Below are 12350 nucleotides of genomic sequence, written 5' to 3' on the forward strand. Positions count from 1 at the left end.
GTTTGGAGCGTGCATACAATGGAGAAAAACTACGATGTATTAGTAAAGGATCGATTATTCTTTGGCGGTGCGAAAGACGCAGATTCTGCCTTTGAGCAAGAAAAGGTTGATGTCGTGATTGATGTTCGAGTAAACGGCTTAAGTACTGAGGAGCAGGAAGTGGCTTCATATGAGTACAAGCATATGCCAATTGCTGATGAGGACATAGAAGTTGCGCCATCTATCCAAAAAGTAGCGAAAGAAATTGTTTCTGCCTATGACAATGGGCAAAAAGTGTACTTCCATTGTGGAAGTGGAGGAGGTCGCGCAGGTGTTGCAGCGACAGCCGTGTTAATGGAGCTTGGCGTAGCTAATTCTCTAGAGGAAGCGGAAGAGGCTGTAAAAAACGCTCGTCCACAAGTAACGATTCGCCCAAAAATGGCAGATGCTTTGCACAAGCTATATAAATAAATGAGAAGATGTACCAAAGGATTTTTCCAATTTGGTACATCTTCTTTTTTAGTTAGGGAATTAACTGTTCATGATTTTTGGTGAATATTGTTCAAGACCCTTGCCAATAATTCGTATCTTTTTCGATTTAAAAAGACTTCAAACTCAGAGAAAAAAGGACTCATTACTCGAAGTTGGGGATGATATTGGTTAAAACGTATACCATGTAAATTAGGTTGATTTCCGTTACGACTGGACTCCCCCAGGTAAGCGCTCAGTCAGAAAGGAAATCAACCCCACGCTTTGGTGATCAAAAATAATAACTTGGTTTATTTTTGAAAATATAATTCACTTTTAATTTTTGTAAGTTAAAAATACAAATTTTGGAGTGATTTTATATGACTACATTTACACCATTACAAGAAGCTCAAGCCTTCGTTGAAGCATTTTTACTATCTATGGAGCAGTCATCTTTAAGCCATCCGTATAAGAAGGATAAAGGTCGATATCCACGAGTGAGAAAATTTTTCCAAAACAATATATTAAACGGTACAAGTGATACTTCCACATATCAACAAGGTGTTGGGCAATTAATGATGTTCTGTGCCCAGTTTGCCCAACAAAAGGCACTAGCAGGCGAACGTGATGCAGTTTACAAGGAAATTGTTCATGCTGTTATTCCAAAGCTTATTAATAGAGCATTTAATTTTCCGACCATTAATCCATTAGCAGGCTTTATTTATCTTGGTGCAGCAATGCTTAAGAAGTTAGACGAATCCCAGGGCGATGTTTCACTTTCTAATGTTGATGTGTTGTTAGTGCGATACCGAGACTATTTTGCTAATGAAGTATTAAATTCTAAAGAATACTATGCTTTAATGTATCACCGGACGCCAGCTGCTTGGACATACAATGATGCAGAAAGGTCTTACCGTTTTGCTACTGGTCCATATTCGGGGCAAATCGGATACTGGATCACGACCGCAGATTTATCCACCGATCCTCAAAAAAACTACTTAGAAATGCCAACAGTTCTTGATAGTTCAGGACAGGTTTCGTTTGCTGGTATTCAACCAGGAACAAGCGGTAGGGATTATATAGATCACCATTCCTATTACAACACTAAAAACGAGCGATTTATTCTTAATGCTTCACTTAACGCCATTGCTTTTTGGATGGCAGCACATGTTTACGATGTAAAAGTTAATGGGACTGGAGCTTCATTAGATCCTGCATATAATATGAAAAATGCAATCCGAGATGTTCTTAGTTATACACATTGGGGTTCTAATACTTCAGTTGCCAATGCTTCTAAAGGGTGTTTCCAACAAGAGCCCTTTAACAATTCATTAACTGCTAAAAGGGTTCTTCCGGTTCATGGATTTTCCGAAGTAACCTTGGCAAATAATATGCTACGATCTCGATTCGATTCTCCGGCCTATAATACATTTGCAATAACATTCTTACAAATCTTTGCAAGCTTAATCGAAAATCCAACAGCTTCATCATGGTATAGTCTTGTTCCGAATGTTGATTCGGATTCAGGCGTTATGGTAACTCAGATGATTAATACCTACAAAGACATTTTCACTAACTATTCATCTATAAAGAACACTTTAATGAGTAATTTGTTTAGCCAAGCTAAATATTGGGGTATGTACATTCCGGAAAATGCTATGTTAGGCTCATCCGAGTTGATTAAAAATCCGTGGCAAATGCCTAATAAGGGTGAGGGGATTAATCAGGCCATGGTTGGATTGTTCAATGTTTATCCTGGAATTACAGGTCAAGGTTTTGCAAGTCTGAATAATAAAGTAGGAGAAGCCATTAAACTTCAACTTGAAATTGGTCAAGCATTACATGGACAAAGTTACTTCCCATCGCACGGTCGTTCAGGCCTTTGGGATTTAGCTCGCTTAGATATATTAGCCGATGCTTCAAATACAGATGGGACTGTTAGTTCAGCTACAGACCTTACTACTACTGATAAAGAATCTCCAAACTGTGCTGGTGCTCGCCGGGCATTTTACGCTTTAGCTATGGCGTTAGTGGTCGATAAAGTAAGGCATGTTGATTAGAAAAATAAATGGTATAAGGTAATTCTAATTTTTATAAAAATAATGCGTATGAAAAATAATAATTGATCTATACTATAAAGGATTACACTTCAAATCCAATGTGACTAGGAGGGTTAACCCGATGAGTAAGGTTGATCGATAGCTCTGAAGGACCATCAATACTGATTAAAGCTAAAGTACGGTTGTCTTAGCCAATACGGAAGCGAGGCAGTGTGTCATGGAGGAATAAATGTAAGTGGTGATCAAACCCGGAAGAATATTTTTTCCGGGTTTTTTATGTGCGCCCGGCATGCGTATGAATGAATCACAATTTCTTTTTGGTATATTTTTTAATTATAGTAACTAAAATGGCAAGAAGAAATACGATAAGACTATTTATTAGCAAATAGTAGGCAAGATTCAACCCATAGAATACCGCAAAGGCATCACGAAGAATGAATAGTGCTAGTATAACTCCGATTCCACCAAATGCACCTGCTAGTATTAATATTGTAAAAGAAGCAAAATATAAACTTTTTCTTTTTTTGTAGGATATAAATCCAATAATATTTGCAACAACGATAGAAAAACCCATAAGTATTAAGAAAAATTCGCTCATTTAACTTTCCTTCTTTCATAAACATATTTCCCATTTAAACCAAGAATCTTAACGAAACATCTCTTCACTTTTTACCGAAATTTAAAATCCACCTTATAACTCCAATCACCAGAATGAGAATCCCATTAGCTAATGTTATAAATCCTAAAAATGCCCCACCATAGCCTGCACCTTCTCCTGTTCCTCCAAAACTCCAATCATAAAAATGAAGAAGTAAAGCACCACTTGAAAAACCAATCACTGGAGCAAGTACCATCATAATGATGCCTGAAACCATAAGATTTAATTTTCCTTTTCTAAACAATGCAAAGAAAACAACATTAAGTGATAGTAAGATTAAGACATATAATATCAAAATTAAATTCTCCATAATATTCCTACTCTCGTTATATTTTACCACAAATAACCATTATCCTTGTTGAACTATTCTGCCGGTTTAGTTAAGTAACAATTAAGACTATCTCCTGACAGTCCTGTTCTGCTAAAGTCCTCGTTTGTTCAATAAAAATAATTCTTTAAAATCGACACCCCCGAACTTGTGATCATGTACTAAGAGGACATTGTACTACTCTCATTTTTAATACAGTTTGTATCCTTTTTTATCTCAATTACATAAATTATTGAAAATGGCAAAAAGGAGTTGTGCATTTGGAAATTCCTGTTTCTGGATTCATGTATCATGCAGACGATTCGGATTCTCAGCATTCCCACCAACTTTTTCTCACTTCATGGGATGGTAGACCCGTCCATGTCCACGAATTTAGAGGCGTAACTTCTTTTGATGTGGGACATAATCACAGATACGTTGGAACTACGGAACCAGCACCAAGTGGGGTCCAACACACTCATCGATACTTTACCTTTACATCTGTGGACGATCGACATCAACATGAAATTCGTGGAGTTACTGGCCTAGCTATTCCTCTTCCTAATGGCGGTCATTATCATGAGTTTAGTGGGGTTACTACTGTAAACGGAATGAATCCTCATAGGCACAATTATAGCGGGAAAACTAGTTTATAAGCTTTGTTTCTTTACTCATAATTTTATATTTCGGGTTTATATCAAGTACGGGCATAAACTCGCAGTATATAAAACAACTAATTTTAATAGATACATCATTTTAAAGCCGAAAATATAAAAATTTGGCTTTTTATATTTTCTTTTTTGATTAACCTGGGCGCTTAGTAAAAAAAGCGATTGCTCTATTGAATAAGCGCACCCGTTGGCTTAATAATATCGGTTTTGTTAGCTGTTATTTTTTAGAAATTGACTGTTGTTAACATTGTTCCAAATTTTAAAAGCAATTGGAGTGGTTCATAATATCCCTCTTTTGAAATATTGTATTTTTGGTAATTTATTCTATACCCTTATTCAACTAACCTGTTCCTTTACTTTAAAACGTTCGAAACTAACATATGTTCCAATTATGAATAATTTTAACAATTTAAATTATCGAAAATTTGTTTCTTCCTATTGAATTGAAGAAACCTGTTCCGTTAATTTAAGTACATTTCTTCACATACTTTAAAGAGAGGTCAACATAAATATCCAATTAAAATCATCTCACGTCTAAGAAATATATAGAGGAGAAGCTACATTTTGGGTATCAGCTGACAATAAGTTTTTCGTTTGTATGCCCGCAGCATTTGTAAAATTTTTCTATGCACATCAGAACAAAATTGTTATAGTGATGATATAACAACGGATGAGGTGATCTGTATGATGGAGGAGTTAGCGAAAGTTCCGTGGGCAGTCATAGCGCCACTAATCATAGTTCAATTTATTTTAATGATTGTTGCTTTATTCGACTTACGTAAAATCCATGCAACAAATGGGCCGAAATTTTTGTGGGTGTTTATTATTATTTTCGTTAATCTTTTGGGGCCAATTGCGTACTTTATAGTGGGGAGAAAGCAAACATGACGACATTACTTCAAGTAACAGGGCTCACCAAGCGATTTGCAGAGAAAGTGGCTGTTGATGGGATTGAGTTCACATTGGAAGAAAATACATCTACAGCATTAATTGGACCAAATGGTGCAGGTAAAACAACGACATTATCAATGCTAACAGGTCTATTAAAACCAACCTATGGAAGTGTAAAAATGATGGAGGGTGATTTAAGAGCCAATATTGGTTTTTTACCACAATTTCAGCAATTTCATCCTTGGCTAAGTGCGCTAGAGTTTACGGAAATGGCCGCAAAGCTAAATGGTGTGCCTGCAAAAAAAGCAAAAGTAGAGGCACAAAAAACGCTTGAGTTTGTAGGGCTAGGCAATGATGTAAATAAGAAAATTGCTACGTTTTCTGGTGGCATGAAGCAACGGCTAGGTATTTCCCAAGCAATTGTGCATAAGCCTAAATTATTGTTATTAGATGAGCCTGTATCTGCTTTAGATCCAGTTGGACGTAGGGAAGTACTTGATTTGTTAAAAGATCTACAACAAGAAACGACCATTTTATATTCGACTCATATATTGAATGATGCCGAGGAAATGACAGATCAATTATTATTTTTACGTGATGGAAAGCTAGTAGAGTATGGAACATTGCATGAAGTGCGAGAACGCTTCGATGAACCAAATTATGTTGTTGAATTTAACACTGAAAAAGAGGCAGAACAATTTATTCTTCAATCTGAACATATAGGCAAAGCAAAGGGCCGTTATGTATATATAGAAATCATTGATGAAAAGCCGAGTATGCAGGAGCTACTGCATCATTTAAGTAAGTTTCCTTATAAAATACGGAAAGTGGAACGACAAACAGCTTCACTTGAAGAGATTTTCATGAAGGTGGCGAGAAAAATATGAGAGGATTTAATGTCCTTCTGCAAAAAGAATTCAGAGAAGCTTGGCGCAGCTGGAAGTTTTTATGGATACCTCTTGTATTTGCTCTGCTCGGTATGAGTGATCCACTGACAAACTATTATATGATGGATATTTTAAATGCTGTTGGTAACATACCAGAAGGCTTTGAAATGTTGCTGCCAGAATTAATGCCAGTTGACCTATTACAAGCTTCCATTGGGCAATTTCAGACGATCGGGTTACTCGTATTAATGGCTACTTTTGTTGGGAACATTAGTAAAGAAAGGGCAAGTGGCATGGCTACTTTATTGTATGTACGCCCTATATCGTTTGGCGCTTATTTTATGAGTAAATTTATCGTTATGAGTACTGTTGGTTTTGTTAGTATTTTAGCTGGTTTTGCTGCGAGCGTTTACTACACGGTCGTACTTTATGGGACCTTTGAGATAGGGTCACTTGTGGCAAGTTTTTTCACGTATTTTTCTTGGCTACTCTTTGTGCTAGCAGTGACATTGATGATGAGTGCTACCTTTAAAACAATAGTTGCGACTTCATGTGCATTTATTGTTATTTTTATGGGGCAAATGATAAATGCAATAGTCGGCACATTTTGGACAGTATCCCCGTGGAAATTACCGTTATATGGCGTTCAATTAATTAGGGGCACGATGGAAATGTCTGATTTTTGGTGGAGTCTCGTGATTACTATGATACTGACAATCGTTTGTATTAGTATTGGAACTTTCACGATGAAGAAAAATGCATCGATGACGAAAATTTAAAGGAAACATGGTAAAAATCTGCGTAAATTCTTTTGGTAGGGTACGAGCGCGAGAACTAAAAAAGCGTGCCTTGCCAATAGAAAATATAGCGGATCTTTACCATATTATTTCTTAAATCATACCACCATTCATCAGCAAAATAAGACCAACTAAAAACATTACCCATGAAAGAGCTGAACTTGTGCTTTTATCAAAAAGTGCTTGTATTTTTCTTAACGGCGTAGTCATAAAGCGTCTGAATAGTATGTGTAAGCCGAGCAAGATGATTGCTGGCGTAATCATTATTAGATTATATCCGGCTATGATGGGCAACCATTCATAAAAGGCTAAATGATTACTTGTTAAAATGCCTATTGTAGCGAAATAGGGTAAAGCTGTTGCCACTTCTAAAAGAGAAGTTGTGAACCCTAAAGCAATCATTGCTCTTATACTAAACGATTTCGGCTTAGGGGATCCCGAATTTTTTTTCTTCGGTACTAACCAACTCCCGACAAATAATATCGCACCTACAATTGTCATTACTAATCTAGCAGAATGGCTATTTAATGCATTGGCAATTGGATCAAAAACTACATCTAAGCCAAGCATTAAGAAAATGCCAGTACAAAAATAAAAAAGAGCTACTGTTGTTAAATAAGCTAAGAGTAGTCGACTTTGCTGCTTTTTTGCCACAAGCAATACATAGACAGTCACACCGATTATAGCTGGACTAAACATATCTAATATAGCTAAGCCACCAATTAACAATAAACTTTCTGTGCTCATTGTTGGGGATCCCCTTTACTAATATTTTTAGCTTCATAAATAGTAAAAGCCTGATCAATAAAATGTAAGAAATCTTCCGCTAACGGATACAAGCCAAGCTGTTCGGACTGTGAAGAGGATTTTCGTATGTCCCACATCTTTTCTAAAAATGATTCATGACCTTTGTATTCCTCTGCTGCTTTTTCCATCATTCGTTTAATAATGCGTTGCACTGGAGCTGTTCCAGCATCATAACTTTCCTTCAATTCCCTTAATTGACCTAATAAACTAATCCACTCTAAAGAATGTGGATCATTGCGATTTATATTCGGGAGTTTTTGTATTAGCTTCAAATCAGTTTCAGAAAATATTTGTTGTCGAAATGCCTGCTTTTTCCCATTTTCTTGAGTAGAAAGTTTAATGATCTTTTGAATAAGTGATTCATTTAAACTTCCCTCGATGGTCAAAGCATGTTGTAATCCAAGTATGGCGCTTTCCATTTGCTTTAACTTGTTTTGCTCTGCTTGAACAAACGCAAGCTGATGATCTAAGCTTGCCGCCCAATCCCAAGATTCATTGAGTAATGGCTGAATTTCTTTTAATCGAAATCCTAATGTTTTTAAAAATACGATTTGTTGTAGTGTTTTCAGCTCTTCTTCACCATATAATCTGTGTCCACCTTCTGTTTTGGCTGTCGGGAATAATAAGCCAATCTCTTCATAATAACGCAGTGTCCGAACAGAAATCCCTGTTTGTTTTGATACTTCATGAATGACAAGCAATTAGCGCGCCCCCTTTTTAACTGTTACCAATATTGTACAAAATGACGTTACGGAACTTTCAAGTAGTTTAGAGAAAAATTTTTTATCTTCATTCAGCAGATGTTTTTGTAGCGAAAGCAAAGCGTCAGGCAATGCGAAATTGATTGTTATTAAAACGTTATGTCTAAATATTGAATTCTACATTTTTTTTATAAAGTTCATAAAAGAGTCTCATCATTAAAAAGTTTGGGATGACATTTGTTAAACCGTTCGCTATGTATATTAGTTGATTGGAGTGGAGACTGGGCGACTCCTTGGGGATTAGCGTCACAGATGAGACCCTGCAGCGAGCAATGCGAGTGAAGCGGCTCATCGGACGCCCCCAGGAAAGCGCCCAGTCGGAACGGAAATCAACCCCACGTTATGGTAATGAGTCTATTTTATGTACATCACTTATCTAGGAATATCCAAAACTTAGGAATATAATGTAGCTATAACTAGGATTTGTCGAATAACTCGGAAAATATGAAAAAATAAATAGGGGAGGGTGAAAAAATTGGATATAGAAAATTCCAATCGCTTTCTAACAGCGTTTAATCGGATAGATCACAGGTTAAGAGATATTATCGGTGCAAAGGATTTTATGCCCTTCTATCGTCTTATTGATCAAGCTAAGAAGAAGGATGTACTAGTTCGTAAATACGAAGACGATTTGCGCTCTTACGCAGATTTACGAAATGCAATTGTTCATCATCGTACGTCCTTCGAATATGTAATTGCTGAACCACATATAGACGTAGTGGAAAGAATTGAATACATAGAGGAAAAACTGGCTAAGCCAGAACTTGTTGGACAAATGTTTTGCAAAAAAGTACTCGCTTTTCAGGAAACAGATTCGTTAAAACAAGTATTAAAAGTTATACGCCATCGTAAATTTACACAGTTTCCTGTATTCAATAAAGATCAATTTAAAGGACTTGTGACGACAGTAGGAATTACAAACTGGCTAGCTACGGTAATGGTAGGCAATCAAATACCTAAGGAAGTTCCGACTTTGCACGACATTTTATTACATGAAAAAAATAGAGTGAATTACAAATTTGTGAGTAGATACATAACGATTTACGAGGCTGAAGATATTTTTAAACAAGGCGTAGAGCGGGGAAGCCGTTTTGAGGCGTTACTAATAACGGAGCATGGGAAGCCACATCAAAAACTAATCGGCATCGTTACCCCATTGGATATTGTAAAAATAGATTAAGCAAGACGAGACAAGCTGTTAAGGGCTTGATCGTCTTGCTTTATCCTTCAAGCTTACATATAGAGAGCCGTTTGCTTGAACTTGGGCAAAAAAGACATCTTCCACCGATTGGATATTTTGTTTTTTTAGCTTCTTCATAAGCCAATCTTCTGTCAACTCAAGTTCAACTAAGTTTTCATAAATAACCTGCCCATCTGAAGCTACTTCTGTTGGTATATAGGTTGGTGGTGTTACATCGGCCTTTACATCTTGTTTTGTAGCTGATTGTTCAGTAGGCTTTGGTAGCACACTTAGTCTACCCGTAGTTTCAAGTAATGCATATTGCACATCTTGTACAGAGAATATGGCTTGTTCTCGTAGCATCATTGTTAACTCATCCATATGCAAACGATTTTTCCTTAAAGCAGATTCTAAAATAAGTCCATTTTGAATAAGGATTGTAGGCTTATCATCAATGAGGACACGTGCTTTTTTGGATTTAATAGTAATAATAGTCATTAAATATGTTAAAACACCCCACCAAATAAGCGAAATCATACCATCTAAAAAAGGGGTTTCAGTTTGTGAAGCAATTTCTGAGGCAATCGATCCAAATGTAATCCCTGTAATGTAATGGAAAAATGTTAGTTGACCTAGTTGTTTTTTTCCTAAGACTCGTGCCAGAATAAGAAGCACAAAGAAGGAAAGTGTTGTCCGAAGAATCATTTCCCAAAAGTTAGCATGAAAAAAACTTTCCATACAGATCTCAACTCCTTTAAACTACTGTCGAAAAATAGCTTGTGCAAAAAAGTCAATTGTATGCGACAATTATTCGTGAACAGAATTTTGAAATAATTTCGAAAGTGGGTGGCAACATGAAACAGGTTGGAAATTTTAATAATCCTGTTTATCCAATAATGATTGCAATAGCTGCTGCCCATCTTATCAATGATACGATGCAGGCCGTTATTCCAGCGATGTTCCCGATATTAAAGAGTGAATTAGGTTTAACCTTTACACAAATAGGGCTTATATCATTTGTCCTTAACATATTTGCCTCTGCTTTACAGCCAGTTGTTGGATTTGTCAGTGATAAAAAGCCGATGCCATACGCGTTGCCAATTGGTATGACTAGTTCGTTTATTGGTATTGCCATAATAGCGTTCACAACGCAATATTGGATCATTCTTATTGCGGTATTATTTTTAGGTTTTGGTTCGGCTATATTTCACCCTGAAGGGTCAAAGGTGTCATTTATGGCAGCAGGTCCGAAAAGAGGACTTGCACAGTCGATTTATCAAGTAGGGGGGAATTCTGGTCAAGCCCTTGCGCCGCTAATTAGTGCCTATATTTTTGATGTTTTTGGACAACGTGGTGCCGCAATTGTCTTAGTGGCGGCAACGTTCGGAATTATTTTGTTGAGTAAAATTGCTGGATGGTATAAAAAGCAGTTGGAGCAGGAGCGCATAGCAAAGAAAAAACGCATCTTAGTTTCCACATTGCCGCCTTTAACAAAAAAACAAGTAGGTATTGCGTTAACGTTATTATTTACTATTATTTTTGCACGCTCATTTTATACCACTAATATTACAAGTTTTTATGTATTTTATTTAATGGACCATTATGATGTTAGTCTTCGTCTTGGACAAATTTTAATTTTCAGCTTTATGGCATTTGGTGTCATTGGAACATTTTTCGGCGGTTCATTATCAGATCGGATTGGTAGAAAAAACGTTATTTTATTATCCGTTGTTGTACCGATGCCGTTTTGTTTAGCACTGCCGTATGTACCGTTATGGGCAGCTATGATATTTTTAGTAATTATCGGTACGCTCATTATGATTAGCTTCTCGGTAACCGTTGTCTATGCACAGGAGCTTGTCCCGACAAAAATTGGTACAATGGCGGGGTTAACAACTGGCTTTGCTTTCGGAATGGGGGCAATTGGAGCGATGGTAATTGGTGTATTAATGGATCATCGGGGTATCGATTTTACGATGATGGTCGTATCTTTGCTACCATTATTATTACTCGTGGCATTTTTCTTACCGAAGGATCAACCTGCTTCAGCGGTATAAGAACTGCCAGATGAATAAAAAAACGCGTTCACGTTGAACGCGTTTTTTATTGACGTAATGGGGATAAAAATTCAGCAGGTAGTCTTTCCTTATCTGCTACATAGCCTTCTAATATGTGGACTTCATGCATTTTATCATTGTAAGTGAATTTGAAAATGCCATTATCAAAGTCGGTGCCGATTTCTTTGAAAAATATACCCTCAATTGATACATATTTAGGACATGTAAATGCTACCTTAAAATCTTCATATTCTTTGATTAAATAAGCACGTACACCTTTTTCGTATGTATCGTTTGCATCATTGTCAGTTGGACGTTGGACAGCAACGATGTGAAAATCAACAAAAGGAACTTCTTTTAACAAGACGTTTAAGAATGAGCCCTTTGTAATTTCCTCCCAGCGACTCTGTGCGCTTTGACCTACGATAATTTGTGAAATTCCGTAATTTTTTGCCACGTCTGCAATAACCTTTTGTATGGGGCGTTTTTCATTATCCAGTAATATGAACTTTTCAATTTCAAGCTCTTCAGATAACTTTTTCCATTGCTCGATGTAGCTAGATTTCTCTGCATCAAATGCATCGAGGGGTTGCGAATCGACCGAAAGAATATACAATGGACAGTCTAACATTGTAGCCATTTTATGACCGCGTCGTATTAAACGTTCACCGTTAAGTCCATAGTAGACACAAACTAAAATACTTTCGTCTAAGCGCCCTTTTACATGCTTCATAAAAATTACCACCTCATATCTTGTTGTTATTTTGTTATTTCTACTGTCTATTTTGAAAAAAGTATCCTAAAACAGCTAAAATCGACACTGATAC

General features: G+C 36.6%; 15 protein-coding genes. 9 read left to right on the top strand and 6 right to left on the bottom strand.

Annotated features, from left to right (window positions below; translation table 11 throughout):
- The first annotated feature begins 18 nt into the window (after nt 1-18).
- Both ACVWXS_RS16155 and ACVWXS_RS16160 read left to right on the top strand, forming a co-directional pair.
- Nucleotides 19-450: a protein-tyrosine phosphatase family protein gene (locus tag ACVWXS_RS16155; protein WP_374964244.1), complete on the top strand. Its 432-nt coding sequence runs from the start codon at nt 19-21 to the stop codon at nt 448-450.
- A 377-nt stretch (nt 451-827) separates the two neighbouring features.
- On the top strand, nt 828-2507 hold the full coding sequence (locus ACVWXS_RS16160) for a hypothetical protein (RefSeq protein WP_456959052.1): 1680 nt from the start codon (nt 828-830) through the stop codon (nt 2505-2507).
- Between the two features lie 304 nt (nt 2508-2811).
- Here ACVWXS_RS16160 and ACVWXS_RS16165 read toward each other — a convergent pair whose 3' ends face one another.
- Both ACVWXS_RS16165 and ACVWXS_RS16170 read right to left on the bottom strand, forming a co-directional pair.
- Nucleotides 2812-3105 (bottom strand): 3-isopropylmalate dehydrogenase, encoded by a 294-nt coding sequence (locus tag ACVWXS_RS16165; RefSeq protein ID WP_456959054.1) that lies wholly within the window; start codon nt 3103-3105, stop codon nt 2812-2814.
- Nucleotides 3106-3169: 64 nt separating this feature from the next.
- The gene (locus tag ACVWXS_RS16170) at nt 3170-3475 is read right to left on the bottom strand and encodes an inner-membrane translocator (protein WP_456959055.1); all 306 of its coding nucleotides are present in this window, start codon (nt 3473-3475) and stop codon (nt 3170-3172) included.
- 278 nt (nt 3476-3753) lie between these two features.
- Between ACVWXS_RS16170 and ACVWXS_RS16175 the strand changes: the two genes are divergently transcribed.
- From ACVWXS_RS16175 to ACVWXS_RS16190, 4 genes are all read left to right on the top strand, one after another.
- Nucleotides 3754-4128, top strand: coding sequence for a YmaF family protein (locus ACVWXS_RS16175; protein WP_374964240.1), 375 nt, complete (start codon nt 3754-3756; stop codon nt 4126-4128).
- Nucleotides 4129-4827: 699 nt separating this feature from the next.
- Nucleotides 4828-5031, top strand: coding sequence for a PLDc N-terminal domain-containing protein (locus ACVWXS_RS16180; protein ID WP_374964238.1), 204 nt, complete (start codon nt 4828-4830; stop codon nt 5029-5031).
- The gene (locus tag ACVWXS_RS16185) at nt 5028-5921 is read left to right on the top strand and encodes an ABC transporter ATP-binding protein (RefSeq protein ID WP_456959056.1); all 894 of its coding nucleotides are present in this window, start codon (nt 5028-5030) and stop codon (nt 5919-5921) included. The genes ACVWXS_RS16180 and ACVWXS_RS16185 overlap by 4 nt, the downstream gene beginning before the upstream one ends.
- Entirely contained in the window at nt 5918-6700 is a 783-nt protein-coding gene (locus ACVWXS_RS16190) for an ABC transporter permease (protein ID WP_456959058.1), read from the top strand. Before ACVWXS_RS16185 ends, ACVWXS_RS16190 begins: the two co-directional genes overlap by 4 nt.
- 111 nt (nt 6701-6811) lie before the next feature.
- Here the strand turns inward: ACVWXS_RS16190 and ACVWXS_RS16195 are convergent, their stop codons facing one another.
- Nucleotides 6812-7465, bottom strand: coding sequence for a GAP family protein (locus ACVWXS_RS16195; protein ID WP_456959060.1), 654 nt, complete (start codon nt 7463-7465; stop codon nt 6812-6814).
- Nucleotides 7462-8226 carry a MerR family transcriptional regulator gene (locus ACVWXS_RS16200; protein ID WP_456959062.1) on the bottom strand — a complete coding sequence of 255 codons (765 nt, stop codon included), beginning with the start codon at nt 8224-8226 and terminating at the stop codon, nt 7462-7464. The genes ACVWXS_RS16195 and ACVWXS_RS16200 overlap by 4 nt, the downstream gene beginning before the upstream one ends.
- Nucleotides 8227-8495: 269 nt before the next feature.
- Between ACVWXS_RS16200 and ACVWXS_RS16205 the strand changes: the two genes are divergently transcribed.
- Nucleotides 8496-8666, top strand: a complete 171-nt coding sequence (locus tag ACVWXS_RS16205; RefSeq protein ID WP_456959064.1) for a hypothetical protein — start codon at nt 8496-8498, stop codon at nt 8664-8666.
- Nucleotides 8667-8752: 86 nt separating this feature from the next.
- Complete coding sequence (locus ACVWXS_RS16210) at nt 8753-9466, top strand: CBS domain-containing protein (protein WP_456959066.1); 714 nt, start codon at nt 8753-8755, stop codon at nt 9464-9466.
- An 18-nt stretch (nt 9467-9484) separates the two neighbouring features.
- On the opposite strand, the gene ACVWXS_RS16215 is transcribed toward ACVWXS_RS16210, so the two are convergent.
- Nucleotides 9485-10204 carry a DUF421 domain-containing protein gene (locus ACVWXS_RS16215; protein ID WP_427421298.1) on the bottom strand — a complete coding sequence of 240 codons (720 nt, stop codon included), beginning with the start codon at nt 10202-10204 and terminating at the stop codon, nt 9485-9487.
- A 116-nt stretch (nt 10205-10320) separates the two neighbouring features.
- On the opposite strand from ACVWXS_RS16215, the gene ACVWXS_RS16220 reads away from it, so the two are divergent.
- Complete coding sequence (locus ACVWXS_RS16220) at nt 10321-11523, top strand: MFS transporter (RefSeq protein WP_456959068.1); 1203 nt, start codon at nt 10321-10323, stop codon at nt 11521-11523.
- A gap of 46 nt (nt 11524-11569) precedes the next feature.
- On the opposite strand, the gene ACVWXS_RS16225 is transcribed toward ACVWXS_RS16220, so the two are convergent.
- Entirely contained in the window at nt 11570-12256 is a 687-nt protein-coding gene (locus tag ACVWXS_RS16225) for a histidine kinase (protein ID WP_368638049.1), read from the bottom strand.
- Nucleotides 12257-12350: the final 94 nt, after the last annotated feature.

This window comes from Lysinibacillus sp. TE18511, assembly GCF_054062295.1.

Bases quoted from the DNA above. Each gene is read 5' to 3' on its own strand.
- ACVWXS_RS16220 (WP_456959068.1), top strand. From the start codon at position 10,321: ATGAAACAGGTTGGAAATTTTAATAATCCTGTTTATCCAATAATGATT.
- ACVWXS_RS16165 (WP_456959054.1), bottom strand. From the start codon at position 3,105: ATGAGCGAATTTTTCTTAATACTTATGGGTTTTTCTATCGTTGTTGCA.
- ACVWXS_RS16195 (WP_456959060.1), bottom strand. From the start codon at position 7,465: ATGAGCACAGAAAGTTTATTGTTAATTGGTGGCTTAGCTATATTAGAT.
- ACVWXS_RS16160 (WP_456959052.1), top strand. From the start codon at position 828: ATGACTACATTTACACCATTACAAGAAGCTCAAGCCTTCGTTGAAGCA.
- ACVWXS_RS16190 (WP_456959058.1), top strand. From the start codon at position 5,918: ATGAGAGGATTTAATGTCCTTCTGCAAAAAGAATTCAGAGAAGCTTGG.
- ACVWXS_RS16215 (WP_427421298.1), bottom strand. From the start codon at position 10,204: ATGGAAAGTTTTTTTCATGCTAACTTTTGGGAAATGATTCTTCGGACA.
- ACVWXS_RS16185 (WP_456959056.1), top strand. From the start codon at position 5,028: ATGACGACATTACTTCAAGTAACAGGGCTCACCAAGCGATTTGCAGAG.
- ACVWXS_RS16155 (WP_374964244.1), top strand. From the start codon at position 19: ATGGAGAAAAACTACGATGTATTAGTAAAGGATCGATTATTCTTTGGC.
- ACVWXS_RS16225 (WP_368638049.1), bottom strand. From the start codon at position 12,256: ATGAAGCATGTAAAAGGGCGCTTAGACGAAAGTATTTTAGTTTGTGTC.
- ACVWXS_RS16170 (WP_456959055.1), bottom strand. From the start codon at position 3,475: ATGGAGAATTTAATTTTGATATTATATGTCTTAATCTTACTATCACTT.
- ACVWXS_RS16180 (WP_374964238.1), top strand. From the start codon at position 4,828: ATGATGGAGGAGTTAGCGAAAGTTCCGTGGGCAGTCATAGCGCCACTA.